General features: G+C 56.7%; 28 protein-coding genes. 6 read left to right on the top strand and 22 right to left on the bottom strand.

Annotated elements, in window-relative coordinates; all coding sequences use genetic code 11:
- Nucleotides 1-75 precede the first annotated feature (75 nt).
- Nucleotides 76-1293: a beta-ketoacyl-ACP synthase I gene (gene fabB / locus ACO05M_RS01375; RefSeq protein WP_421866911.1), complete on the top strand. Its 1218-nt coding sequence runs from the start codon at nt 76-78 to the stop codon at nt 1291-1293.
- A 44-nt stretch (nt 1294-1337) separates the two neighbouring features.
- Here the strand turns inward: fabB and ACO05M_RS01380 are convergent.
- The 9 genes from ACO05M_RS01380 to ACO05M_RS01420 all read right to left on the bottom strand — a co-directional run bounded on the left by ACO05M_RS01380 (nt 1338) and on the right by ACO05M_RS01420 (nt 8712).
- Nucleotides 1338-2551, bottom strand: a protein-coding gene (locus ACO05M_RS01380; RefSeq protein WP_421862467.1) for an IS3 family transposase whose coding sequence is annotated in 2 segments (ribosomal slippage) — nt 1338-2209 and nt 2209-2551 — 1215 coding nt in all. Because the reading frame shifts where the segments join, the coding sequence is not laid out codon by codon here.
- 121 nt (nt 2552-2672) lie between these two features.
- Nucleotides 2673-2990 (bottom strand): plastocyanin/azurin family copper-binding protein, encoded by a 318-nt coding sequence (locus ACO05M_RS01385; RefSeq protein ID WP_421866912.1) that lies wholly within the window; start codon nt 2988-2990, stop codon nt 2673-2675.
- 3 nt (nt 2991-2993) lie between these two features.
- Nucleotides 2994-3743: a lysophospholipid acyltransferase family protein gene (locus tag ACO05M_RS01390; protein WP_421866913.1), complete on the bottom strand. Its 750-nt coding sequence runs from the start codon at nt 3741-3743 to the stop codon at nt 2994-2996.
- Nucleotides 3744-3763: 20 nt separating this feature from the next.
- Complete coding sequence (gene moaD / locus ACO05M_RS01395; protein ID WP_421866914.1) at nt 3764-4012, bottom strand: molybdopterin converting factor subunit 1; 249 nt, start codon at nt 4010-4012, stop codon at nt 3764-3766.
- Nucleotides 4013-4501 carry a cyclic pyranopterin monophosphate synthase MoaC gene (gene moaC, locus ACO05M_RS01400; RefSeq protein ID WP_421866915.1) on the bottom strand — a complete coding sequence of 163 codons (489 nt, stop codon included), beginning with the start codon at nt 4499-4501 and terminating at the stop codon, nt 4013-4015.
- Entirely contained in the window at nt 4498-5631 is a 1134-nt protein-coding gene (locus ACO05M_RS01405; RefSeq protein WP_421866916.1) for a 1-acyl-sn-glycerol-3-phosphate acyltransferase, read from the bottom strand. The genes moaC and ACO05M_RS01405 overlap by 4 nt, the downstream gene beginning before the upstream one ends.
- Before the next feature lie 141 nt (nt 5632-5772).
- Complete coding sequence (gene moaA / locus ACO05M_RS01410) at nt 5773-6768, bottom strand: GTP 3',8-cyclase MoaA (protein ID WP_421866918.1); 996 nt, start codon at nt 6766-6768, stop codon at nt 5773-5775.
- A gap of 106 nt (nt 6769-6874) precedes the next feature.
- A complete protein-coding gene (locus ACO05M_RS01415; RefSeq protein WP_421866920.1) occupies nt 6875-7762 on the bottom strand; it encodes an SDR family oxidoreductase in 888 nt (295 codons plus the stop codon).
- 86 nt (nt 7763-7848) lie between these two features.
- Nucleotides 7849-8712 (bottom strand): response regulator transcription factor, encoded by an 864-nt coding sequence (locus tag ACO05M_RS01420; protein WP_421866922.1) that lies wholly within the window; start codon nt 8710-8712, stop codon nt 7849-7851.
- A 339-nt stretch (nt 8713-9051) separates the two neighbouring features.
- Between ACO05M_RS01420 and ACO05M_RS01425 the strand changes: the two genes are divergently transcribed.
- Together ACO05M_RS01425 and ACO05M_RS01430 are read left to right on the top strand one after the other, a co-directional pair.
- On the top strand, nt 9052-9480 hold the full coding sequence (locus ACO05M_RS01425; protein WP_421866923.1) for a Fur family transcriptional regulator: 429 nt from the start codon (nt 9052-9054) through the stop codon (nt 9478-9480).
- Between the two features lie 295 nt (nt 9481-9775).
- The gene (locus tag ACO05M_RS01430) at nt 9776-10771 is read left to right on the top strand and encodes a cytochrome-c peroxidase (protein ID WP_421866925.1); all 996 of its coding nucleotides are present in this window, start codon (nt 9776-9778) and stop codon (nt 10769-10771) included.
- A 93-nt stretch (nt 10772-10864) separates the two neighbouring features.
- Here the strand turns inward: ACO05M_RS01430 and ssb are convergent, their stop codons facing one another.
- Nucleotides 10865-11425 carry a single-stranded DNA-binding protein gene (ssb, locus tag ACO05M_RS01435; protein ID WP_421866926.1) on the bottom strand — a complete coding sequence of 187 codons (561 nt, stop codon included), beginning with the start codon at nt 11423-11425 and terminating at the stop codon, nt 10865-10867.
- Nucleotides 11426-11692: 267 nt separating this feature from the next.
- Between ssb and uvrA the strand changes: the two genes are divergently transcribed.
- The 3 genes from uvrA to ACO05M_RS01450 all read left to right on the top strand — a co-directional run bounded on the left by uvrA (nt 11693) and on the right by ACO05M_RS01450 (nt 17220).
- On the top strand, nt 11693-14521 hold the full coding sequence (uvrA, locus tag ACO05M_RS01440; protein ID WP_421866928.1) for an excinuclease ABC subunit UvrA: 2829 nt from the start codon (nt 11693-11695) through the stop codon (nt 14519-14521).
- Nucleotides 14522-14731: 210 nt separating this feature from the next.
- Nucleotides 14732-16300: a methyl-accepting chemotaxis protein gene (locus ACO05M_RS01445; protein WP_421866929.1), complete on the top strand. Its 1569-nt coding sequence runs from the start codon at nt 14732-14734 to the stop codon at nt 16298-16300.
- Between the two features lie 188 nt (nt 16301-16488).
- The gene (locus ACO05M_RS01450) at nt 16489-17220 is read left to right on the top strand and encodes a Mut7-C RNAse domain-containing protein (RefSeq protein ID WP_421866931.1); all 732 of its coding nucleotides are present in this window, start codon (nt 16489-16491) and stop codon (nt 17218-17220) included.
- 109 nt (nt 17221-17329) lie between these two features.
- Here the strand turns inward: ACO05M_RS01450 and rplQ are convergent, their stop codons facing one another.
- The 12 genes from rplQ to rplF form a co-directional block, all read right to left on the bottom strand.
- Entirely contained in the window at nt 17330-17725 is a 396-nt protein-coding gene (gene rplQ / locus ACO05M_RS01455) for a 50S ribosomal protein L17 (protein WP_421866933.1), read from the bottom strand.
- A gap of 43 nt (nt 17726-17768) precedes the next feature.
- Entirely contained in the window at nt 17769-18770 is a 1002-nt protein-coding gene (locus ACO05M_RS01460) for a DNA-directed RNA polymerase subunit alpha (RefSeq protein WP_421866934.1), read from the bottom strand.
- A 19-nt stretch (nt 18771-18789) separates the two neighbouring features.
- The gene (rpsD, locus tag ACO05M_RS01465) at nt 18790-19410 is read right to left on the bottom strand and encodes a 30S ribosomal protein S4 (RefSeq protein ID WP_114697047.1); all 621 of its coding nucleotides are present in this window, start codon (nt 19408-19410) and stop codon (nt 18790-18792) included.
- A 17-nt stretch (nt 19411-19427) separates the two neighbouring features.
- Entirely contained in the window at nt 19428-19820 is a 393-nt protein-coding gene (gene rpsK / locus ACO05M_RS01470) for a 30S ribosomal protein S11 (RefSeq protein WP_114697046.1), read from the bottom strand.
- 20 nt (nt 19821-19840) lie between these two features.
- On the bottom strand, nt 19841-20197 hold the full coding sequence (rpsM, locus tag ACO05M_RS01475; protein ID WP_114697045.1) for a 30S ribosomal protein S13: 357 nt from the start codon (nt 20195-20197) through the stop codon (nt 19841-19843).
- Between the two features lie 147 nt (nt 20198-20344).
- Nucleotides 20345-20461 (bottom strand): 50S ribosomal protein L36, encoded by a 117-nt coding sequence (rpmJ, locus tag ACO05M_RS01480; RefSeq protein WP_114697044.1) that lies wholly within the window; start codon nt 20459-20461, stop codon nt 20345-20347.
- A 29-nt stretch (nt 20462-20490) separates the two neighbouring features.
- The gene (gene secY / locus ACO05M_RS01485) at nt 20491-21816 is read right to left on the bottom strand and encodes a preprotein translocase subunit SecY (RefSeq protein ID WP_421866935.1); all 1326 of its coding nucleotides are present in this window, start codon (nt 21814-21816) and stop codon (nt 20491-20493) included.
- Nucleotides 21817-22251, bottom strand: coding sequence for a 50S ribosomal protein L15 (rplO, locus tag ACO05M_RS01490; protein ID WP_421866936.1), 435 nt, complete (start codon nt 22249-22251; stop codon nt 21817-21819).
- Nucleotides 22252-22265: 14 nt separating this feature from the next.
- Entirely contained in the window at nt 22266-22448 is a 183-nt protein-coding gene (rpmD, locus tag ACO05M_RS01495; protein ID WP_114697041.1) for a 50S ribosomal protein L30, read from the bottom strand.
- Between the two features lie 6 nt (nt 22449-22454).
- Nucleotides 22455-22955, bottom strand: coding sequence for a 30S ribosomal protein S5 (rpsE, locus tag ACO05M_RS01500; RefSeq protein ID WP_114697040.1), 501 nt, complete (start codon nt 22953-22955; stop codon nt 22455-22457).
- Nucleotides 22956-22965: 10 nt separating this feature from the next.
- Complete coding sequence (rplR, locus tag ACO05M_RS01505; protein ID WP_114697039.1) at nt 22966-23316, bottom strand: 50S ribosomal protein L18; 351 nt, start codon at nt 23314-23316, stop codon at nt 22966-22968.
- 13 nt (nt 23317-23329) lie between these two features.
- On the bottom strand, nt 23330-23863 hold the full coding sequence (gene rplF, locus ACO05M_RS01510) for a 50S ribosomal protein L6 (RefSeq protein WP_421866938.1): 534 nt from the start codon (nt 23861-23863) through the stop codon (nt 23330-23332).
- Nucleotides 23864-23867 lie beyond the last annotated feature (4 nt).

Genomic DNA, 23867 nt, shown 5'->3' on the forward strand with positions numbered 1-23867 from the left:
TTCGCGGATCGGATATTCGAAAATGGGGCATGCTATTGGCCCCATTTTTTTCAGACACCAAAAGAGGTTTGAGCTATGCGACGCGTTGTTGTCACCGGTATCGGTATCACTTCCTGCCTCGGCTGCGACAAAGAGTCAGTCACCGACGCCCTGCGTGAAGGCCGCTCCGGCATCTCCTTCCAGGAAGAGTACAAAGAGATGGGCTTCCGCAGCCACATCGCTGGCAGCATCGACCTCGACCTTCCGTCGATGATCGATCGTAAGCTGATGCGCTTTATGGGCGACTCAGCTGCCTACACCTACCTGGCGATGAAAAACGCCATCGAAGATTCCGGCCTGACCGACGAGCAGGTGTCCGATGTCCGCACCGGCTTGATTGCCGGTTCCGGCGGCGCCTCTTCGGCCAACATCGTCGAAGCCGCCGATATCCTGCGCGAACGTGGTCTGAAACGTGTTGGCCCGTACCGGGTTACCCGCACCATGGGCAGCACCGTTTCCGCCTGTCTGGCGACTCCGTTCAAAATCAAGGGCGTCAACTACTCCATCACCTCCGCCTGCTCCACCAGCGCGCACTGCATCGGCAACGCGATGGAGCTGATCCAGTTGGGCAAGCAGGACGTTATCTTTGCCGGCGGTGGCGAAGAGCTGCACTGGTCGATGAGCTGCCTGTTCGACGCCATGGGCGCGCTGTCGACCAAGTACAACGAAACGCCGGAGAAAGCCAGCCGTGCCTACGACGCCAACCGTGACGGCTTCGTCATTGCCGGCGGCGCCGGCATGCTGGTGATCGAAGAGCTGGAGCACGCCAAGGCCCGCGGCGCCAAGATCTACGCCGAACTGGTCGGCTACGGCGCCACCTCCGACGGTTACGACATGGTTGCCCCGTCCGGCGAAGGCGCAATGCGCTGCATGCAGCAGGCGATGGCCACCGTCGACGGCGACATCGACTACATCAACGCCCACGGCACCAGCACCCCGGCCGGCGACATGCAGGAACTGAAGGCGGTAAAGAACACCTTCGGCGACAACATGCCTCAGGTTGGCTCCACCAAGTCGCTGTCCGGTCACTCCCTGGGTGCCGCCGGCGTACAGGAAGCGATCTACAGCCTGCTGATGATGGAGAACGACTTTATTGCCGCATCCGCCAACATCGAAGAGCTGGATGCAGAAGCCGACGGTATGCCGATCGTGCGTCAGCGCGTCGACAACGCAGGTCTGGAGCGGGTTATGTCCAACAGCTTCGGCTTCGGTGGCACCAACGCATCACTGGTGTTCCAGCGCTACCGCGACTGATTCGACTCGCAACATGTCTTGTCCTGATATAGGTTGACATCCTTTCAGGTTGAAAACGCCCGATGCACCTCATCGGGCGTTTTGTATTTTAAGGCCATATGTGGCCGCCGTGTATTGTAGAGTCGGATCGACTCATCAACCATGATCGTGGCCTGATCTAGATCCTCTGGCTTTCTCAGCAGATACTCACCTTTCAGAATCCCGTTTACTCTTTCCGCAAGCGCATTCTGATAGCAGTCATACCCATCCGTCATCGAACAACGCACACCGTGCTCCTTATGTACGGCCTGATAGCGCTTTGAACAGTACTGTATCCCCCTGTCAGAGTGATGGATAAGCCCGGCGCTACCTTGGTAACCATCCAAGGCCTTCTGATAGGCCGTTAATACGGACTCAGCCCTCAAATCACCGTGTACGTGATAGCCGACGACTTTGCGTGAATACGCATCGGTAACCAGGCTCAGATAGGCCTCTCCGTCCCTGACTGGAAGATAGGTGATATCCGCGACCCAGATCTGTTCTGGCCGTGTGGCTTGCTCTTGCTCTGCACCGGGCTTTAGCAAGTTAGGATGGCACCAGAAACGATGATGACTCTGCGTAGTCTTGTGATATGCCCGGCGTCGCTGGACCAATAAGCGGCGATCCCTGAGCAGTTCAAATAGTTTGTCCCGGCCGATTTTACATTCCGTTTCGGCATTGAGCAGGGACAGTAGCTTACGCGCTCCCAGCCGAGGTTGCTGCATACGCTCACGTTGAACAAAGCTCAGTATGGAACAACGCATCTTTGCTTGCTGTTTCGCTCGCTGGCGTTGCTGATAGTAGGCCTGTCGGCTGATACCGAGGATTTGGCAAGCTCGAGTAACCGTCAGCCCTGTGACCTGCCGTTCTTCGATGACTTGCCGCGAGGCTTTTTTACGACACGGACCCCGTGATCCCGTTTGAGCACATCAACCACCGCTTCGAAGAACTCCGCTTTTTGCTGGGCATCTGCCAACTGTTGCTCAAGCTCCTTGATCCGCTGCTCTGGGGTAAGTTCTGAAGGCTTGTCTGACATTAGTTTTGCCTGGTGATCTGATCCTTGAGACCAATCTAGCCTGCCATGCTTACGTAGCCAAACTAATACGGTTGAGCGACCTTGGATGCCGTAACGCTGCTGTGCCTGCTTATAGGACAGTTCACCGGCTTCTACTTGGTCGACAACCGACAATTTAAAGGCGAGGGAATAATCTTTCTGAGTACGTTTAGTCTTTGTTTTCATGTCACTTCCCGAGTTAATGATCGAAAAGTGTCAACGTTATTCAGGACGGGACAACACCAATAAAAAAGCCGCTCCATCGAGCGGCTTTTTTGTGCCTGACTGACTAACAACCCGATCCACATCAGTCTTCAACGATGACGACCGCCTTCATCTTCGGGTGCGGCCCGCAAATATAGGCAAACTCGCCCTCCTGCTCGAAGGTTCGCTGGTAACTGTCACCAGGAAACAGGTAATCCGGCTCTTCGGCATCAAACTGCTGGAACCAGACATTGTGGTATTGGCGCCGCTCGGCGTTTTTCCATACCACCGTATCGCCCGGTTTAATCACGATCTCGGCCGGCGTGAAGCGCATCTTACGTATCTCGACTTCGACCACCTCCGCGGCCACCGGCGGCACCGACAACAGGCCAGCCAGTAACACCATGAACAAGACTCTCATGATCTAGCTTCCGTCAGTCGCCGTCTTTGCCTCAGTCACATCACCACGCTGGCGATCCAGGCGCTGCTGGATCCAATCGGTGGAGCGCTGGTGCACCTCATTGACGTCGGCATCCGTGGTTTCGATCGGCTCGCCGATCTCCACTTCGATCAAGCCCGGATACTTCACCAGCTGACCGGAGGGCCAGTGAGCACCGGCATTGTGACACAGCGGCACGACGGGAACTTCGGCACTACAGGCCAGCATCGCACCACCCTTATTGAACTTGCCCGACTCGCCATAAGGCACCCGAGTCCCCTGGGGAAAGATCATCACTGGGATACCGTCGTTAAGGCGGTTCTTGCCCTTACCCAGCAGCTGCTTCAACGCGCCGGCACGCTTGGCGCGATCGATGGCGATCGGCCGCAACAACGCCAGGGCCCAACCAAAGAAAGGAATCCGCAGCAGCTCACGCTTCAACACGGTGCAAAGCGGCTGAATCAGCAACTGCAGATAGATGGTCTCCCATTCACTCTGGTGGTTGGCCAGCAGCACAAAGGGACGGTCCTTCGGCAGGTTCTCCAGCCCATGGACCCGGTAGCGAATCCCGCATATCCAGCGCAGAGCGAAGATATAGAAGCGGTTTGCCATCACCACCACATGGAAACGCTGCCGAAACGGCATCCAGCTGGCGAACACCAGGCTAAACAGCGAGCAGACAACGGTCGCAACCATCATCAGCAGGTAAAACAACAAGGCACGAAGTGTCAGCATAGAATTCCTTTCGCGTCTGCTCAGCCGCCGGTCACCGGCGGAAAGAAGGCCACCTCGTCGCCGCTCTGGATCAGCGTGTCCCGACGGCTCATCTGTTGATTGATCGCCACCAGCACCTTGTCATCGGACAGCACCTGCTGCCACTCATCACCGCGGGACGACAGCTGTTCGATCAGCTCCGCCACGGTCAGCGATGCATCGATCGAATAGTCCTGCTGATCACAGCCCAGCCGCTCACGAATACTGGCCAGAAAAACCAACTTGATCATCTAGCGATCCTCCACCTTCCAATGACCACTGCGTCCGCCCTGCTTCTCCAGCAACCGAACACCCTCGATGGTCATGCCCCGATCGACCGCTTTACACATATCGTAGAGCGTTAACGCCGTCGCCGAAGCGGCGGTTAAGGCCTCCATCTCCACCCCGGTGCGACCATTCAGCTTGCACAGGGTTTCGATACGGATACGGTTATGCTCAGGCTCCGGCGTCAGCTCGACCGTCACCTTGCTCAGCATCAGCGGGTGACACAGCGGAATAATGTCGGAACAGCGCTTGGCCGCTTGGATCCCAGCGATCCGGGCGACCGCCAGCACATCACCTTTCTTGTGCCGGCCTTCGGTAATCATCGCCAGGGTTTCCGGCAGCATCCGAATATAGCCTTCGGCGATCGCTTCGCGGGTCGTCACCTCTTTACCGGACACATCGACCATATGGGCATGGCCCTGGTCATCGAGATGGGTCAATGTCTGCTCACTCATTTTCCACCTTCCGCATTCAGTTGCCGCTTGCTCAACACCGGATTGGCGTACTGAGCCACAAACCAGGGCCGCACCTTGGGGTCGACCTCATTCAGCCGGCTCAGATAACCGTCGCGCTTCGCTGCCGGTAGCTGCTCATTCGTCTGCTCGGCGGCCAACAGGTTGGACGCATGCAGGTGATAGTTGAGAATCACCTGCCGATCGATCTCTTCGGCCAACTGCTCGGCATTGTCAAACTCGGCCTCGATCGGCTCACCGAAAGCGACATGGACATCGCCTTTGAAGCCGACGATGCCCTGGACAATGCTCTCAATATCTTCGTATTGCGACTTCTCGTAACTGCCCTCAGAGTCCAGCGCCTGCAGCTCTCCGGCTTTCAAGGCGTCACAGGGGTCGTACTCGTAGGAGATCGACACCGGCACGATACTCAATGCCTTAACACCTTCGGAAAAGCTAAGACCACGCTTTTTCGGCCCCATCGACAGCATCTTCAGAATGGCCGGATCGGTGCGGTCGTTGCCGTCTTTGGCCCGCCCTTCACGCTGAGCAATCCAGATCGAGTGGCCGCTGCAGATCGAATGGTCGATATAGCAGGACAACTGGGTCAGCGCCTTCAGCTTTTCACGCACACCACTGGCGGAACGGTTAACGATAAAGCTCTTGTTCAACCGCATCAGGTCCGACACATAGGGCTTGCGCAGCAGATTATCACCGATGGCAATTCGCACCGTATCCATGCCGCTGCTAAACAGCCCCCAGTTAACAAAAGCCGGGTCCATCGCGATATCGCGGTGATTGGAGATAAACAGATAGGCACGCTCCGGATCCAGCCGCTCAATGCCGGAAAAACTCAGCTTGCCGGTGGTCCGGTCGATCATGCTCTGCATGTAGTGAGCGATCACCTGCTGCAACGCTCGGACATCACGAATACCGGCCAGCTGCTTACCTAAGCCGGCCCGCACCAGCGGTTCGGTTACGAACGGCAGCCAGCGGCTCAATTTCGGAAAACGAAACTTGCTCAACGCCGTGATGAATTCGGGGGTATGCAGCAAACGCTCGATGACCTCGGCCACCTCGCTATCGTTGTAGGGGCGGATCTCGTCAAACTTTGATGAATCTGGTGTGGTCATGCAGTCACTTGCGGGCTTGGAACGCCCTGATGGTTGCCTTTTTTCGATCCGGATCGGGTAGAACCGGCACAAACAAAGGGGCTTATTCTACCCGCAATTGGTGGAAAAGGCAGATTTTTTCGGCGAACGTGCGGGCTGGGATCAGCCTCCCGTCATGTTCATAAAGCGCAGGATCTGCGGCTCCGCTTCCAGATCGAACTCGTGCTTCTCCGGCTTCAGATCCATCGCCTTGATAATCGCCAACTTCAGCACCTGTTGATCGGTTCCCGGAGTACGGAGCAGCTCGCGCAAATCGAACGAATGCTCGTTGCCCAGGCAGAGCAGCAGCCGCCCCTCAACCGTCAAGCGAACCCGATTGCACTCATGACAGAAGTTGTGACTGTGGGGCGAGATGAAACCGATACGACTGGGGCTGTCGGCCATCTGGTAATAACGGGACGGCCCGGCGGTTTTGGAGGTCGATTCAATCAACGGATAGCGTTGAGCGATCAGCGCACGCACCTCTTCGCTGGAGCAGTAGGTTTCATCACGAGCATGCTCACTGATCTGTCCCAGCGGCATCTCTTCGATAAAGCTGATATCCAGCTCCCGCTCGCGGGCAAATTCAACCAGATCCAGCACTTCGTTATCGTTACGGCCCTTCAGGATTACCGCGTTGAGCTTGATCCGCTCGAAGCCGGCATCTCGGGCCGCTTCAATACCGTCGAGCACCTGCTGCAGGCGACCGGTACGGGTCAATTCCTTGAACAGTTCCGGACGCAGTGAGTCGAGGCTGATATTCAGACGTTTGAGACCGGCTTCGCGAATCGGCTGTGCCAGTTTCGGCAGCTGGGAACCGTTGGTGGTCATCACCAGCTCCTCAAGCCCCGGTAGCGAAGCGATACGCTGGCACAGATCGACAATCCCCTTGCGCACCAGCGGCTCACCGCCGGTCAGTCGAATCTTTTTGACGCCTAGAGAAACAAAGGCTTGAGCGACCTGCTCAATCTCTTCAAGGGAAAGAACCTGAGGACGCGGCAGAAAGGTCATCTGCTCGCTCATGCAGTACACGCACCGGAAGTCGCAACGATCGGTTACCGAAATACGGACATAGTCCACCGTCCGCCCAAACCGATCTACTAGAGCATTCTCAGCCACCAGAACTCCAACCTTACGACTAAACAACCGGGTTAGTATACCTCATGGGGGAGGGCTATAAAGAGCACTCCTGTCGAGGCCGGCGGCGAATAAACAGGCACGATGATCAAGGGGTCCAGCTGTAGTAACCCTGAATCACCTGCATCAGCCCCGTCCGCCAAGTACGTTGATGGACGCCAAACACGTCCAGTATCCGAGAGCAGTCCAGCCGGGTGTTGAGCGGCATCGCTCGGCCGGGAAGCTGCTGTTGCGGGCAAGTCTGCAGCTCCTCCAGACACAGCTCCTCATACTGCCGCGCCGCCGCCACTATCGCCTCGGCAAAGCCGGCCCAGCTTAACGCCTCGGCGGCACAATAGTGATAGGTTCCCCAACCATCGGCACCGCTGTCGAGCTGCTTAATCACAGCCAGGATCACCCGGGCCAGGTCTGCTGCGGAGGTCGGCACCCCCATTAAACCGTCAGCCACCTGAAAACAGCGCTGATGCCGTGCCTGCTCAAGAAGCTCGCGGACAAAACTGTCGCCCCGGGCACTGAACAGCCAGCCAGTACGAATAATCAGATGGCGCGTTAAGGCGGCGCGCACAAGCTCCTCACCGCGAAGCTTGCTCTTGCCATAGGGACTGACTGGAACGGCCTTGTCGGTTTCCTGCCGCAGCAGCTGATCCGCCTCATCCCCAAACACCTCGGCGCAGGAGACATGGACCAGAGCCACACCGTACTTTTGACAGCTCTCGGCCAGAATCGCCGCACCGCGGGTGTTAACCGCAAATGCCGGCTGATCCTGCTCGACAGGGTTGATCACCGCCGCCGCATTGATAACGAAGCTAGGACGGTGCTCCTTCAAGGCCGCTGCTACCGCCTGCGGGTCAAGAATATCGAGGCTCTTACGGTCCAACGCCGTAACGGTAAAGCCCTCTTCGCGAGCCAGGGCTTCAACTTCATACCCCAACTGCCCTTTGGCACCGACGATCAACAATGATGGCAGTTCAAACAACGACAGCCCCTTAATGCGCTAAATCCAACAAAAAACCAGCCCGCAGTCTAACAACCTGCTGCCATCGCTGACCAGAACCATCCACCTCACTCCTGGGGATCGATATAGCCGATCAACGGATCATCGTTTATCTTGCCGCCGGCATGGCTTAGGGCTTCGATAAAGAGCACGAACAGCTCCGCCTGGGATGAGATGTCCAGTTTGGCGTATAGGTTCTTTCGATGCATCTGCACCGTATCCGGTGATATATCCAGCTTTCGCGCGGCCGATTTACTCGAATGCCCCCGCAACAGCAGGTGAGCAACTTCCCGTTCACGCTGGGTCAACAACGAACTGCCGAAATTATTGAATGCCGCTTCGATCTGATCGCGCAAGCCCGGCGGTGGCTCCTGCGGTAAAGCCTGATCCGTGCCGGACTGCTGCTGCCAATAACGAAGCAGTACCGCCTCCACCACCGGTCGAATCTGGCGTAACAGCGTCAGCTCGGTCTCGCTGTAGGGAGGCGCGGCCCCCAGACGCCCCAGGGCCAGCGACAACTGCACCCCCGGCGCCAGCTCCATGATGTAGTAAGCATCATCGACCAACTGAGCCTCTCGGTAATAGACCCGATAATACTCACTCTGGGTAAAATCGTCCGGAGCGATCTCCGACAGATGGTAAAAACCCGGTGCCAGCCCCTCTTCCACCGCCAAACAGAACGGGTCCAGCAGGAACGCACCGGAGAAATAGTCATCGATATGGCTGCGACGCTTATTGGCCGGCACCCGGGTCTCAAAGATCAGCGTCGGCACCTTGCCGCGGCGCTCCAGCGACAGAATCACGGCCTTAACATCAACCAGCTGCTCGATCGCCTCGATCAAGTACTGCAGGCAGTCTGGCTGATCCAGCCGCTGAAGCAACGGTCCGAGCGCACAATTCCAGCGCTCAAACACGGATGAATTAGCAGACATGCACAAAACTCCTCGTAGTAGCACAACGCGTCGAAGGACCAGCTATACCAAGATGAACGACCAGCAACATCAGTTTGCGCCTCTGTCTCCGGGCGCTGACCGAGTCTGACTAAAACCGGTCTTCGAATGCTTTAGCATGCCCCAGCCTACTCCCCACTAGCAAACCCGAATCCGAGCGAAAAGCCCGGTCGATAATCGCCTTACATAACCACCACCAGGACCAATCATCTATCCGTTTGATATACATGCTTTTTTAATCAGCATTGCGGTTCAGCATCGATCAAAATTGAGATTTATCAATATATTCGAAACTCGAGTGTATTCCTCTATAATGGGGGGATGAATGATGTTGCCCAAATCAACCTCCCGGCCAGCCACGATATTGCACAGGTGCTGAAACAGCACCAGATCGTGCCGACGGCACAGCGACAGCAGATCGCAGCAGAACTGCTGTGCAAGCACCAGCATGTCAGCGCTGATCAGCTGTACCACCAGCTTTATCAACAGGGGACCCAGGTATCCAAGGCAACCATTTACAACACCTTGGGACTCTTCGTCGAGAAGGGTCTGCTGCGTGAAATCTGTATCGATAGCTCAAGAAGCTACTACGACTCCAACACCAGCCCACACCATCACATCTTCAATGAAGACACCGGCGAGCTGATCGATATCAGTGAAGCCGTGCTGCAGGGACTGGACCAGAGTCAACTGCCCTCGCAGACCCGTACCGAGCAGGTTGAGCTACTGATCCGGGTCCGCAACTCCTAGATCCACACGCGGGAATCTACGAACAATTCCTTGCTAGCTTCTGGCAGCCCTCTTGCTGATCCGATCAATAACCGGACCGACCGATCCGGCAACCCACACTTCCGGCTTCAGAACATTAGTCAGGACTCATGTTGAAGATAGTTTAGAATTAGTCTAAATTAACACGCGCTTTATGAATGGGTATTGCCTGCTCGATAAGACGCTCAGCCAAGCCCGACAAACTCTACTCGACCCAAGTCAGCGCTTCTGGTCGACGCACCGGAAGCACGGCAGGGACGCAACCAAATGGGTGACCATGATGAAAAGCGCACTAACCGGCACAGCCACTGTGCTTGCCGCCGCCGTACTCTCGTCCACCGCACTGGCCGAAGAACCGATCCAGCCAATCAAGCCGGTTCAGCAACTCAACCTGGCGCAAGCCGAACTGGGCAAGAAGCTCTACTTCGACCCCCGTTTGTCGAAATCCGGCTTTATCTCCTGCAACTCCTGCCACAACCTCAGTATGGGCGGGACCGACAACCTGAAGACTTCGATCGGACATAACTGGCAACAGGGGCCGATCAATGCACCGACCGTGCTGAATTCCAGCCTCAATATCGCCCAGTTCTGGGATGGCCGGGCGGCGGACCTGCAGGAGCAGGCCGGCGGCCCGATCGCCAACCCCGGTGAAATGGCGTTTACCCACAGCCTGGCCATCGACGTACTGGAATCGATTCCGCAGTATGTGACCGAGTTCCAGCAGGTGTTCGGCACCGACAAGGTCAAAATCGAACAGGTTACCGCTGCGATCGCCGAATTTGAGAAGACCCTGGTAACCCCCAACTCCCGCTTCGACCAATGGCTGCTGGGCGAAAAAACCGCACTGACCGAGCAGGAGCTATCCGGTTATCAACTGTTCAAAGAGAGTGGTTGTGTTGCCTGCCATAACGGTGAAGCCGTCGGTGGCAACTCCTTCCAGAAGATGGGTGTGGTGGAAGCCTATCAGGCCAACAGTCCGGCCGAAGGCTTAAGCGCAGTCACCGGCAAGGACAGTGACCGCTTCAAATTCAAGGTGCCGACGCTGCGCAATGTCGAGATGACCTACCCCTACTTCCACGACGGTGAGGCGGAAACCCTGGCCGAAGCGGTTGATGTCATGGGTCGGTTACAACTGGGTCGCAAGTTCAGTGATCAGGAAAACGCCCAGATCGTCGCCTTCCTGAAAACCCTGACCGGCGACCAACCACAGTTCCAGCTTCCGATTCTGCCGCCGTCGACCGATCAGACCCCGCTGCCGAAACCGTTCGAGTAATCGAAGCCGCCCGGACCGAGCCAAGATCTGGTATAGACCGGGCATAAAAAAGCCACGCATTGCGTGGCTTTTTCTATCAAGAGCTCGACGAGCTTAGAACGGAATGTCGTCATCGAAATCGTCGAAACCACCGGCGGGCTGTTGAGGCTGTTGCGGGGGTTGTTGAGGTTGTTGCTGCGGACGCTGTTGAGGCTGCTGCGACTGGCCGCCACCAAAACCGCCCTGCTGCTGCATCGGCTGCTGAGGCTGTTGCTGCGGTGCCGGCTGTCCGTAGGACTGCTGCTGGTAACCACCCTGCCCCTGCTCACCGCGGGAATCGAGCATCTGCATGGTGCCGTTGATGTCGACAACGATCTCGGTGGTGTAACGGTCCTGTCCGTCCTGACCTTGCCACTTGCGGGTTCGAAGTGCACCTTCGACGTACACCTTAGAGCCCTTGCGCAGGTACTGGCCGGCGATCTCCGCCAGCTTGCCGAAGAACACCACCCGGTGCCACTCGGTCCGCTCCTGCTGCTGACCGGTCTCACGGTCCTTCCAGCTGTCGGAAGTGGCCAGCGTCACATTGGTGACCGCATTGCCGTTGGGCATATATCGGACTTCCGGGTCCTGACCCAGGTTACCGATCAGAATGACTTTGTTGACGCCTCGTGCCATCGGTTTTCTCTACTCTATTTCTTTCTGAATTTGCGGGATTGAGATGTTCGCCCTGCACCATCACATGAAAACGTAAGGTGGCGAAGTAGCGGATTAGAATACCCCATAACCGGCGCCGGTGGCAGCCCCGACAGAACACCAATGTAAGATTGTTTTCCCAGCCGGGGCGACGGCCCTATATAATGTCCGGCTCGTTTCGCGCAGCAACACCCGCGCACTGATCAACCCGGCAATCCAATTGCGGGGTTAATAGCAGCAGAGGTAGGCATGGATACCATCAGCGTTCGGGGCGCCCGCACCCACAACCTGAAAAATATTGATCTCGACATCCCCCGCGACAAGCTGATCGTCATCACCGGCCTGTCCGGTTCGGGCAAGTCATCGCTGGCTTTCGACACCCTGTATGCGGAAGGGCAGCGTCGTTATGTCGAATCGCTGTCGACCTACGCGCGCCAGTTTCTGTCGATGATGGAAAAGCCGGAGCTGGACCATATCGAAGGACTGTCGCCGGCGATTTCGATCGAGCAGAAATCCACCTCCCACAACCCGCGCTCCACCGTCGGCACCATCACCGAGATTTACGATTACCTGCGCCTGCTGTTCGCCCGCGCCGGCGAGCCCCGCTGCCCCGATCATGACCTGCCGCTGAAGGCACAGGAGGTCAGCCAGATGGTCGACCAGATCCTGGCCATGGAGGAAGGCAGCAAGGTGATGCTGCTGGCGCCGATGATCCAGGGTCGCAAGGGCGAACACCTGCACCTGCTCAACAACCTCAAGGCCCAGGGCTTTGTCCGCGCCCGGATCAACGGCATCGTTTGTGATCTCGACGCCCCGCCGGAATTGGACAAAAACAAGAAGCACAACATTGAGGTGGTGGTGGACCGCTTCAAGGTCCGCGACGATATCCAGATCCGCCTGGCCGAATCCCTGGAGACCTGCCTGGAGCTGAGCGACGGCCTGGCGATGCTGGCGTCGATGGATGATAGTGGCGGCGAAGACATGATCTTCTCCGCCCGTTTCGCCTGCCCCCAATGCGGTCACAGCATTCAGGAGCTCGAGCCAAGACTGTTCTCGTTCAACAATCCCCACGGGGCCTGCAGCCAGTGCGATGGCCTGGGCGTGAAGCAGTTCTTCGATCCGGCCAAAGTGGTGGCCGACCCGAGTCTGACCCTGGCCCAGGGTGCCATCCGCGGCTGGGATCGCCGTACCGTGTACTACTACCAACTGCTCAAGGCGGTCGGCGAGCACTACGATTTCGATACCGACACTCCGTTCAACCAACTCAGCACCAAGCAACAGCATGTAGTGCTGTACGGAACCGGCAAAGAGAAGATCCGCTTCAACTACCTCAGCGATCGCGGCGACATCACCGTCAAATCGCACCCATTCGAGGGCGTAATCCCGAACATGCAGCGCCGCTATCGGGATACCGAATCCCAGACCGTGCGCGAAGACCTGGCCAAATACCAGGCCCAGCAACGCTGCCCCTCCTGCAGCGGCTCGCGCCTGCGCCGTGACGCCCGCCATGTATTTGTCGACCAGCACAATATCGCCGATGTCACCGCCATGCCGGTCGGCAATGCCACCGACTACTTCGAGCAGCTGCACCTGCCGGGCAAGCAGGGCGAGATCGCTGAAAAAATTCTCAAGGAGATTCGGGTACGACTCAGCTTTCTGGTCAACGTCGGGCTCGATTACCTGACCCTGGACCGCAATGCCGACACCCTGTCCGGCGGCGAAGCCCAACGAATCCGACTGGCCAGCCAGATCGGCGCTGGCCTGGTGGGCGTGATGTATATCCTCGATGAGCCGTCGATCGGACTGCATCAGCGTGACAACGAGCGCCTGCTGGCGACCCTGACCCATCTTCGCGACCTGGGGAACACCGTGATCGTGGTCGAACACGACGAGGACGCGATTCGACTGGCCGACCATGTGATTGATATCGGCCCCGGCGCCGGGGTGCATGGCGGTGAGATTATCGCCCAGGGCACACCCGAACAGGTGATGAAATCGTCCCAGTCGATGACTGGTCAGTACCTGAGCGGCAAACGCTGTATCGCGGTTCCGGACCAACGCAACCCGTCCGACCCCGAGCGACAGCTGAAACTGCTGGGTGCCAGCGGCAACAACCTGCAGCAGGTCGACCTGTCGATCCCACTGGGACTGATGACCTGCGTCACCGGCGTATCCGGTTCAGGCAAGTCGACACTGATTAACAATACCCTCTATCCACTGGCCGCCACCGCACTCAACAACGCCACCACCCTGGAGGCACAGCCCCACACCGAAATTCAGGGGCTGGACCAGCTGGACAAGGTGGTCGATATCGACCAGAGCCCGATCGGGCGGACACCCCGTTCCAACCCGGCGACCTATACCGGTATTTTCACCCCTGTACGAGAGTTGTTCGCCGCCACCCAGGAAGCCCGCTCGCGGGGTTACAAACCGGGCCGATTCAGTTTCAACGTCAAGGGTGGTCGCTGCGAAGCCTGCCAGGGTGACGGGGTGATCAAGGTCGAGATGCACTTCCTGCCCGATATCTACGTCCCCTGCGACGTCTGTAAAGGGAAGCGCTACAACCGCGAAACCCTGGAGATTAAATACAAGGGCAAAAACATCCACGAAGTACTGGATATGACCGTCGAAGATGCGCGTGAGTTCTTCGATGCCATTCCGATGCTGGCCCGTCGATTACAAACACTGATGGATGTCGGCCTGTCCTACATCCGCCTGGGGCAGAGCGCCACCACCCTGTCCGGTGGCGAGGCCCAGCGGGTCAAGCTGTCGAAAGAGCTATCCAAGCGGGATACCGGCAACACCCTGTACATCCTCGACGAGCCCACCACCGGGCTGCACTTCTACGACATCCAGCAACTCCTGAACGTGCTGCATCGACTGCGTGATCACGGCAACACAGTGGTCGTTATCGAACACAATCTGGATGTAATCAAGACCGCCGACTGGATCGTCGACCTGGGACCGGAAGGCGGTATCAAGGGCGGACAGATCATTGCCGAGGGAACGCCGGAGCAGGTAGCCGCCGAAGTCGGTTCGCACACCGGACGCTTCCTGCGACCGCTGCTCCCGTCCTGAAACCAGCCAGGCAGCCTGTCGAGCCGGTCACTGCTCGGCAGGCACCGTCTATACACAGTCGTCGATATCCATCCCAATTGATGATTGACGACCACAGCCTGCCACAACCATGATCTACAATTAAACGGAACTCCGCTGTCATCACTCCCCGCTGTTTTGTGGGAGCGCTAGGGATTAAAGCGCTAAGCCGACGTTTTAGGAAGAAACGCCATGCAAAGGAATCTGCCCGTCACGCAGAAGGAGCGGCTGTTCGATGCCGAACAACGCATCATCTCGACCACTGACCTGAAAGGTCATATCACCTCGATCAACCAGGCCTTTATCGATATCTCCGGCTTCGACGAGGCCGAATTGATCGGCGCCAATCACAACATCGTCAGGCATCCGGATATGCCATCGGAAGCCTACGAAGACCTCTGGCATTGCCTGAAACAGAAACAAGCCTGGATGGGGCTGGTCAAAAACCGTTGTAAAAACGGTGACCACTACTGGGTCAATGCTTATATCACGCCGATCTACGACGACGAGCAGATCGTCGGCTATCAATCGGTACGCACACTGCCTGAACGCCACCACGTGGAATCTGCCGACAGGCTCTATCGCTCCCTGGCTAACGCACGCGTTACCGATGCGTTGCGCCCTCCCATCGCCCTGCTGGATCTGGCCGGCGGAAGCGCACTGGTACTCGGGGTGGCTGCAATACCCGCTTTGGTGAGCGGTCCGGCCGGGTGGATAGCGGCACTGGTAACCGCACTTGGTGTCAGCGCCGGATACCGTCACTGGATCAGGCGACCACTGCGTCGCCTGCGTAAGGACAACCGCTCAATGAAGGATGTACGCCCACTGGCTTGTCTGGCTTACTGCGGCCGGGTTGACGAAACTTCTCGGATCGAAGTCGCATTGCAATCGTTATGTTCGCAGCAGGAAACTCTGGTGCAGTTAATTCAACACAGCGCCTCGGTACTGGATCAGCAGATGCAGTCGCTTAACCACAGCAGCGATCAGAATGCACAGAGCGTCAGTGTACAGACCAACGAATTGGGCCAGCTGTCGTCGTCGGTGACCCAGATGTCGGCCAGCATTCAGCAGGTGGCCGAAAATGCTCAGTACTGCGCGACCTGCGCCCAACAGGCCAACGACGAAGTGATCCAAGGTAATCAACTGGTTGGCTCCGCGGTTGACGCAGTCGAAGCCCTGGCGGTCGAAGTGAAGGATGCAGTTCAGCTGATTCGACAGTTGCAACAGGATGCCGAGCAGATAAGCAGCATCATCGGTGTCATCAACTCGATCGCGGAACAGACCAACCTGCTTGCATTAAACGCCGCCATCGAAGCCGCGCGGGCGGGCGAATCGGGCCGAGGCTTTGCCGTGGTAGCCGACGAGGTCCGCAACCTGGCCTCCCGCACTCAGAGCTCGACCATGGAGATCGAATCGATGATCAGCGCGCTGCAGCAACGGGTCAATGAGGTCGTTACCACCATGGACTCATCACAGAGTTATGCCGACAGAACCCGTGCCTCGGCCCAACACGTCGATACGGCGCTGTCGCAGATCGCTGGGCTGATTAAAACACTCAGTGAGATGAGTGTTCAGATCGCCGCGGCAACCGAACAGCAAAGCGAGGTCACCGAAGAGATTAGTCGGCACCTGACCCAGATTAATGACTCGGCAGGGGATATCTCGAATTCGGTACAAGCCAGCTCCGCCGCTGGGAAGGAGCTCGCCGTTATCATGCGACAACTGGACTCTACCGTGACCTATTTTCAGCGCCTGAACTGACCGACAACAGCTTCAGAAACAGCCGGACGGGCAACCTGCTCAACATTGGCCATAAGCGGATTGACTCCGTCAGGGAAGTCGCACGAACAAAAATCGAGACGGACGTATTTTAGCGACTAACGCGGCGTATGGAGTGCAGCCGTTGATCTAGAGTATCAACATAGCAACCAGCTACGGCAGCTCGCCCAATGCCCAATAGTCATGCCCCGCTACGCCACCACTGCCAGTTCCGATTTTACAGCGGACTCAACGATTTTCTGCCCGCCGAGAAAAAACATCGGACGTTGGCTTTTCGTTTCAGCGGCACCCCGGGACTTCGTGACAGCATCCAGGCACAGCGGGTGCCCCATGTCGAAGTGGCCTTCGTGTTGGTTAATGGCCAACCGCAACCCGCGGAATACCAACTGCAGCCAGGTGACCGGATAGCCGTCTACCCACGCTTTCAACGCTTGATACCGGAGTCGTCGAAGCAGTGGCATCCGGCGCTGCCAAAGCCGCTGCGTTTTATCCTCGATGTCCATCTGGGCAAACTATGCCGCCATCTACGGCTACTGGGTTTCGATACACGCTGGGGCAATGATTATGAAGATCCCTTTATCATCGACACCGCCGTGTCCGAACAGCGGATCGTGCTGACCCGTGATCTGGGGATACTGAAACAGGCGCGATTGCCTTGGGGCTACTTTGTTCGCGCTACCGACCCGACTCGACAGATTACCGAGGTCGCCGACTATTTCACGCTGAACGAGGCCTGGCTGCCGCTCAGCCGCTGCATCAACTGCAATGGCGAGCTGGACAGGGTGCGCAAGAACGACATCCTGGAGCAGCTACCACCCGGTACCCGGCGAAGTTACGACAAGTTTTATCAGTGCCACGACTGTCGCAGCTGTTCTGGCGCGGCGCTCACTATCTCGGCCTGATGGAAAAGCTGAGTACGTTGCAGAGATCGCTTTAAATGCTTGCTCTGACTAACAAGCACAAAAAAGCCCGGCATAAGCCGGGCTTTTGAATCTAAACCGTAGTGGTTGATTAGTCTTCAGCAGACTCTTCAACTTCTTCGGCCACTACCGGACGGTCAACCAACTCAACGTAGGCCATAGGCGCATTGTCGCCGGCACGGAAGCCGCACTTCAGGATGCGAATGTAGCCACCGGGACGATTCGCGTAGCGAGGACCCAGTTCGTTGAACAGCTTGCCGACAGCCGCGTCAGAGCGGGTACGGTCAAAAGCCAGACGGCGGTTTGCGACAGAGTCTTCCTTAGCCAGTGTGATCAGCGGCTCAGCGACACGACGCAGCTCTTTTGCTTTGGGCACAGTCGTCTTAATCAGCTCGTGCTCGAACAGGCTAACAGCCATGTTCTTGAACATCGCTTTGCGATGCGAGCTATTGCGATTCAGTTGACGCCCACTTTTGCGATGGCGCATGTTTAATTCCTTACAAAACTAAACGTTGTTCGATCAAGGTTGCTTAAGAAGCAACCTTGTCGTCGTTTTTCAGGCTAGCCGGCGGCCAGTTTTCCAGACGCATGCCGAGCGACAGACCCTTGGAGGCCAGAACATCCTTGATTTCAGTCAGGGACTTCTTACCCAGGTTCGGGGTCTTCAGCAGCTCAACTTCGGTACGCTGGATCAGGTCACCGATGTAGTACAGGTTCTCGGCCTTCAGACAGTTGGCTGAACGTACAGTCAGCTCAAGGTCGTCTACCGGACGCAACAGGATCGGATCGATCTCCGGCTCAGGCTCTGCCTCAGCCACACCTGCTTCACCTTCCAGGTCCACAAACGCAACCAGCTGCTGTTGCAGGATGGTCGCAGCACGACGGATCGCTTCTTCAGGATCGATCGCACCGGTGGTTTCCAGATCAATCACGAGCTTGTCGAGGTCGGTACGCTGTTCAACACGCGCACTTTCCACCACGTAAGACACGCGACGAACCGGGCTGTAGGTAGCGTCCAGCAGCAGACGGCCGATCGGACGGCTTTCTTCGTCTGCACTGTCACGTACGTCCGCGGGGACGTAACCACGACCACGGGTGACTTTCAGCTGCATAGACAGCTCAGCCTTGTCGCTCAGGTGAGCGATTACGTGGTCCGGATTAGCAACTTCGATATCCTGGTTCAGTTGGATATCGGCTGCCGTGACAACACCGGGGCCCTGCTTGGTCAGAGTCAGCAGTGCTTCTTCGCCATTGTGCATGGCGACGGAAACACCCTTGAGGTTCAGCAGGATCTCAATGACATCCTCCTGTACACCCTCGATAGAGCTGTACTCGTGCTGCACGCCATCAATCTCCACTTCGGAGATTGCGCAACCGGGCATGGACGACAGAAGAATCCGACGCAGCGCATTACCCAGCGTGTGGCCGAAACCACGCTCTAGCGGCTCGAGAGAGACCTTCGCACGAGTGCTGGAGATCTCATCGACATCGATCCGGCTAGGGCTTAGAAATTCGTTTACAGAAGCCTGCATTATTTCCACCTAGCAATGATTACTTGGAGTACAGTTCAACGATCAGCTGTTCGTTGATCTCGGCGGACAGCTCAGCACGCTCAGGAGCGGCCTTGAAAGTACCTTCCATTTTGTTGCTGTCTACGTCGACCCACTCAACAGCGGAACGCTGAGAAGCCAGCTCCAGTGCGTTCTTGATACGCAGCTGGGTCTTAGCCTTCTCGCGAACGGTGACAACGTCACCGGCCTGTACCTGGTAAGACGGGATGTTAACCGTCTGACCATTTACCAGAATCGCTTTGTGAGAAACGATCTGACGTGCTTCAGCGCGGGTAGCACCAAAGCCCATACGGTAAACCACATTGTCCAGGCGGCTTTCCAGCAGCTGCAGCAGGTTTTCGCCGGTGGCGCCTTTCAGACGAGCGGCTTCCTTGTAGTAGCTGCGGAACTGACGCTCCAGAATGCCGTAAATACGACGTACTTTTTGCTTCTCACGCAGCTGCAGACCGTAGTCGGACAGACGACCACGACGAGCTCCGTGAACTCCCGGAGGAGTTTCTGCCTTGCACTTGGAATCCAGTGCACGAACGCCGCTCTTCAGGAACAGGTCCGTACCTTCGCGGCGAGACAGTTTACATTTTGGTCCAATATATCGAGCCATTTTCTACCGTCTCCTGATTAAACGCGACGCTTCTTCGGCGGACGACAACCGTTGTGCGGGATCGGCGTCACGTCAGTGATGTTAGTGATTTTGAAACCGACGTTGTTCAGTGCACGAACGGCGGATTCACGACCCGGTCCCGGGCCCTTCACAAACACGTCGAGGTTCTTCAGACCGTATTCCTGAGCCGCGTTGCCTGCACGCTCGGCTGCAACCTGGGCAGCGAACGGGGTGGACTTACGCGAACCACGGAAACCGGAGCCACCAGCGGTAGCCCAGCTCAGGGTGTTACCCTGACGGTCGGTAATGGTCACGATGGTGTTATTAAAAGAGGCATGGATGTGGGCGAACCCGTCAACCACCTGCTTTTTAACTTTTTTGCGCGTTGTGCGAGTACCTGGCTTAGCCATGATGGGTTATTCCTCTTGCACTACTTACGGATCGGCTTACGTGGTCCCTTACGGGTGCGCGCATTAGTCTTAGTGCGCTGACCACGAACCGGCAGGTTGCGACGGTGGCGGATACCACGGAAGCAGCCCAGGTCCATAAGACGCTTGATGTTCATGTTAACCTCACGACGCAAGTCACCCTCAACAGAGAGTTTGGCAACTTCAGCGCGCAGGCTATCCAGTTGTTCCTCAGACAGGTCTCCGATCTTTGCATCGGTCGCCACGCCTACCGAGTCACACAGGGACTTTGCGGTAGTACGGCCGACACCATAGATGTAGGTCAGGGAGATCACCGCATGCTTATTGTCTGGGATATTGACGCCAGCTATACGGGCCATTCAATTTACTCCGTTTTCGGCCGCCCATGCTTCGATGGACGGCACGCTACTCTTAACCATTCTGCGAAAGGCGCAAGATTATAGAGATTGATCGGTTATTAATCAACCTCAAATCTTGCGCCTTCGCGCGAAAGCAGATCCGGCTATTTAGCCTTGACGCTGCTTATGGCGAGGTTCTGTTTTGCAGATGACGCGTACGGAACCGTTACGACGTACAATCTTGCAGTTACGGCAGATCTTTTTAACAGATGCACGTACTTTCATGATCTACTCCAAATAGGATCGGTGGCCGGTTATCGAACCAGTCCACCACCACCCTTGAGATTGGATTTTTTCATCAGTGACTCGTACTGGTGAGACATCAGATGCGACTGTACCTGGGCCATGAAATCCATAACCACAACTACGACGATCAGCAGTGATGTACCACCGAAGTAAAACGGTACGTTCCACGCGACAACCAGGAACTGAGGCATCAGCGACACGCCGGTGATATACAGAGCACCGAACAGTGTCAGACGCGAAAGCACCTGATCGATATAACGCGCCGATTGGTCACCGGGACGAATACCGGGAATAAAGGCGCCGGACTTCTTCAGGTTATCGGCTACATCTTTCGGATTGAAAACAATCGCGGTGTAGAAGTAACAGAAGAAGATCACAGCAGCGGCAAACAGCAGAATGTACAGCGGCTGACCCGGGCCCAGCGCCAGCGCTACATCCTGAAGCCAGTCCATACCTTCGCTCTGACCGAACCACTGACCGACAGAAGCCGGGAACAGCAGAATACTGGAGGCGAAGATCGGCGGGATAACCCCGGCCATGTTCACCTTCAGCGGCAGATGGCTGGACTGGGCGGCATACACTTTACGACCCTGTTGACGCTTGGCGTAGTTAATGGTGATGCGGCGTTGACCGCGCTCCATAAAGACGACAAACGCGACTGTGGCGACCGCTAGAATAGCGATAGTCAGCAGTGCCAGGATGTTCAGATCACCTTGACGGGATGCCTCGAAGGACTGACCGATTGCACCGGGCAGACCTGCGACGATACCGGCAAAGATCAGCAGTGAAATGCCGTTACCAATACCTCTCTCGGTAATTTGCTCACCGAGCCACATCAGGAAGACAGCACCCGAAACAAGAGTGACGACAGCGACGAAATAAAAGCTTAGGTCTGCGCTGAAGGCAATACCCTGCCCTGCGAGACCGACCGCCATACCTAAAGACTGAACGGTGGCCAAGATGACCGTACCGTAGCGGGTGTATTGGCTAATTTTCCGTCGACCTGCCTCACCCTCTTTCTTGAGCTGCTCAAGCTGAGGGCTGACTACGGTCAGCAGTTGCATGATGATCGAGGCGCTGATGTAGGGCATGATGCCCAGCGCCAGGATCGACATACGTTCCAAAGCACCACCAGAGAACATGTTAAACAGGCTCAGGATGGTGCCTTGGTTTTGTTCGAACATGGCTGCAAGGCGATCAGGGTTAATCCCGGGAACCGGAATATGCGCCCCGATGCGGTAAACCACAATTGCCAGAAAAACAAACCACAGACGAGACTTCAACTCGCCCAGTCCGCTTTGAACTCCGGTGGGTGTACTACCTTGCTTAGCCATTTAGTCCTCGACTTTTCCGCCTGCGGCTTCGATCGCTGCACGGGCACCTTTGGTGACCTTCAGCCCCTTGACGGTAACCGCCTTGGTGATCTCGCCAGACAGGATAACTTTTGCTTCCTTGATGCTGTGACCGATGATGTCAGCAGCTTCCAGAGCCGCCAGATCGATCACATCAGCTTCAACCTTAGCCAGTTCGTTGAGACGAATCTCGGCACGGTATTGAGCTTGACGGGAAGTAAAGCCGTACTTCGGCAGACGACGCTGCAAAGGCATCTGACCGCCTTCGAAACCGGGCTTAACAGTACCGCCGGAACGGGACTTCAAACCCTTGTGACCGCGACCAGCGGTCTTGCCCAGGCCAGAGCCGATACCACGACCAACACGCTTAGGTGCTTTCTTGGAACCGGGAGCTGGGCTCAGTGTATTCAGACGCATGATATGCCTCTCCACTATTCGCCTTCGACGCTGACCATGTAGTTAACTTTGTTAACCATGCCGCGTACGGAAGGGGTGTCTTCAACTTCAACGGTATGACCGATGCGACGAAGGCCCAGGCCTTTCAAGCACAGCTTGTGCTTGGGCAGGGTGCCGATCGAGCTACGCGTCTGCGTCACTTTGATTGTCTTAGCCATCGCAGATTACCCCAGAATTTCTTCTACAGTTTTGCCACGCTTGGCAGCAATCTCTTCCGGCGAGCTCATCGCCTTCAGACCATTGATGGTTGCGCGTACAACGTTAACCGGGTTGGTTGAGCCGTAGCACTTGGCCAGTACGTTATGTACACCAGCCATTTCCAGTACTGCGCGCATCGCACCACCGGCGATTACACCGGTACCTTCGGAAGCCGGCTGCATGTAGACCTTGGAACCGCCGTGACGGGCCTTGATCGGGTACTGCAGCGTACCGCCGTTCAGGTCAACCTGAATCATGTTGCGGCGGGCTTGCTCCATCGCCTTCTGGATCGCGACCGGCACTTCACGCGCCTTGCCACGGCCGAAGCCGACTTTACCATTGCCGTCACCAACTACGGTCAGGGCGGTGAAGCCGAAGATACGACCACCTTTAACCACTTTGGCGACTCGGTTTACCTGAACAAGCTTCTCTTGCAGGTCACCGTCTTTCTGTTCGTGATTTGCCATAACCTAACCTTTAGAATTCCAGGCCGCCTTCACGCGCCGCTTCAGCCAACGCTTTGACACGGCCGTGGTATTTGAAACCGGCACGGTCAAAAGCAACCTTGGTAACACCTGCAGTCTTAGCACGCTCAGCAATCAGAGAACCAACCTTGGTGGCGGCCTCGATGTTGCCAGTCGCGCCTTCGCGCAGATCTTTTTCTACCGTAGAAGCGCTTGCCAGCACCTTGCTACCGTCACCAGAGATGATCTGGGCGTAGATGTGGCGAGGAGTACGGTAGACACACAAACGTGTCGCATCCAGCTCACGCATCTTGATGCGGGAGCGACGGGCACGACGCAGACGAGATTCATTCTTAACGCTCATTATCCTGCCCTACTTATTTCTTCTTAGCTTCTTTACGACGCACATATTCGTCAGCATAACGAACACCCTTGCCCTTATAAGGCTCAGGCGGACGGAATGCGCGAATTTCAGCGGCGGCTTGGCCCAGCTTCTGCTTGTCGGCGCCTTTCAGAACGATAGAAGTCTGAGACGGCATCTCGGCAGATACGCCTTCGGGAAGCTCGTAGTTAACCGGGTGAGAGAAGCCCAGGCTCAGGTTCAGAACGGAACCCTTAACAGCACCACGGTAACCAACACCGATCAGCTCAAGCTTCTTCTCAAAACCTTCGCTCACACCAACAACCATGTTGTTGGCCAGGGAGCGCATAGTACCGGACAGCGCACGGGATTGCTTGGAGCCATCGCGGGCACCAAACTGCAGCGCACCGTCTTCGTTGGCAACAGTTACGCTGGGATGAACTTCCATCTCCAGGGAACCCTTACCGCCTTTGATGCTCAGCGCTTGACCGTTCAGCTTCACCTCAACGCCAGCAGGGATGCTGACAGGTGCTTTTGCGATACGTGACATTTCA

The sequence above is a fragment of the Motiliproteus sp. genome (assembly GCF_965230735.1).
Lineage (GTDB): Bacteria > Pseudomonadota > Gammaproteobacteria > Pseudomonadales > Balneatricaceae > Motiliproteus.

Coding starts and splice junctions, on each gene's coding strand:
- ACO05M_RS01420 (WP_421866922.1), bottom strand. CDS start 8,712: ATGTCTGCTAATTCATCCGTGTTTGAGCGCTGGAATTGTGCGCTCGGA.
- ACO05M_RS01460 (WP_421866934.1), bottom strand. CDS start 18,770: ATGCAGGCTTCTGTAAACGAATTTCTAAGCCCTAGCCGGATCGATGTC.
- rpmD (WP_114697041.1), bottom strand. CDS start 22,448: ATGGCTAAGACAATCAAAGTGACGCAGACGCGTAGCTCGATCGGCACC.
- rplQ (WP_421866933.1), bottom strand. CDS start 17,725: ATGCGCCATCGCAAAAGTGGGCGTCAACTGAATCGCAATAGCTCGCAT.
- moaD (WP_421866914.1), bottom strand. CDS start 4,012: ATGATCAAGTTGGTTTTTCTGGCCAGTATTCGTGAGCGGCTGGGCTGT.
- ACO05M_RS01430 (WP_421866925.1), top strand. CDS start 9,776: ATGATGAAAAGCGCACTAACCGGCACAGCCACTGTGCTTGCCGCCGCC.
- rpsD (WP_114697047.1), bottom strand. CDS start 19,410: ATGGCTCGATATATTGGACCAAAATGTAAACTGTCTCGCCGCGAAGGT.
- rplF (WP_421866938.1), bottom strand. CDS start 23,863: ATGTCACGTATCGCAAAAGCACCTGTCAGCATCCCTGCTGGCGTTGAG.
- fabB (WP_421866911.1), top strand. CDS start 76: ATGCGACGCGTTGTTGTCACCGGTATCGGTATCACTTCCTGCCTCGGC.
- moaC (WP_421866915.1), bottom strand. CDS start 4,501: ATGAGTGAGCAGACATTGACCCATCTCGATGACCAGGGCCATGCCCAT.
- rpsE (WP_114697040.1), bottom strand. CDS start 22,955: ATGGCAAATCACGAACAGAAAGACGGTGACCTGCAAGAGAAGCTTGTT.
- uvrA (WP_421866928.1), top strand. CDS start 11,693: ATGGATACCATCAGCGTTCGGGGCGCCCGCACCCACAACCTGAAAAAT.
- rpmJ (WP_114697044.1), bottom strand. CDS start 20,461: ATGAAAGTACGTGCATCTGTTAAAAAGATCTGCCGTAACTGCAAGATT.
- ACO05M_RS01445 (WP_421866929.1), top strand. CDS start 14,732: ATGCAAAGGAATCTGCCCGTCACGCAGAAGGAGCGGCTGTTCGATGCC.
- rplR (WP_114697039.1), bottom strand. CDS start 23,316: ATGAGCGTTAAGAATGAATCTCGTCTGCGTCGTGCCCGTCGCTCCCGC.
- rplO (WP_421866936.1), bottom strand. CDS start 22,251: ATGCGTCTGAATACACTGAGCCCAGCTCCCGGTTCCAAGAAAGCACCT.
- rpsM (WP_114697045.1), bottom strand. CDS start 20,197: ATGGCCCGTATAGCTGGCGTCAATATCCCAGACAATAAGCATGCGGTG.
- ssb (WP_421866926.1), bottom strand. CDS start 11,425: ATGGCACGAGGCGTCAACAAAGTCATTCTGATCGGTAACCTGGGTCAG.
- rpsK (WP_114697046.1), bottom strand. CDS start 19,820: ATGGCTAAGCCAGGTACTCGCACAACGCGCAAAAAAGTTAAAAAGCAG.
- ACO05M_RS01450 (WP_421866931.1), top strand. CDS start 16,489: ATGCCCAATAGTCATGCCCCGCTACGCCACCACTGCCAGTTCCGATTT.
- secY (WP_421866935.1), bottom strand. CDS start 21,816: ATGGCTAAGCAAGGTAGTACACCCACCGGAGTTCAAAGCGGACTGGGC.
- ACO05M_RS01390 (WP_421866913.1), bottom strand. CDS start 3,743: ATGCTGACACTTCGTGCCTTGTTGTTTTACCTGCTGATGATGGTTGCG.
- ACO05M_RS01425 (WP_421866923.1), top strand. CDS start 9,052: ATGAATGATGTTGCCCAAATCAACCTCCCGGCCAGCCACGATATTGCA.
- ACO05M_RS01385 (WP_421866912.1), bottom strand. CDS start 2,990: ATGAGAGTCTTGTTCATGGTGTTACTGGCTGGCCTGTTGTCGGTGCCG.
- ACO05M_RS01405 (WP_421866916.1), bottom strand. CDS start 5,631: ATGACCACACCAGATTCATCAAAGTTTGACGAGATCCGCCCCTACAAC.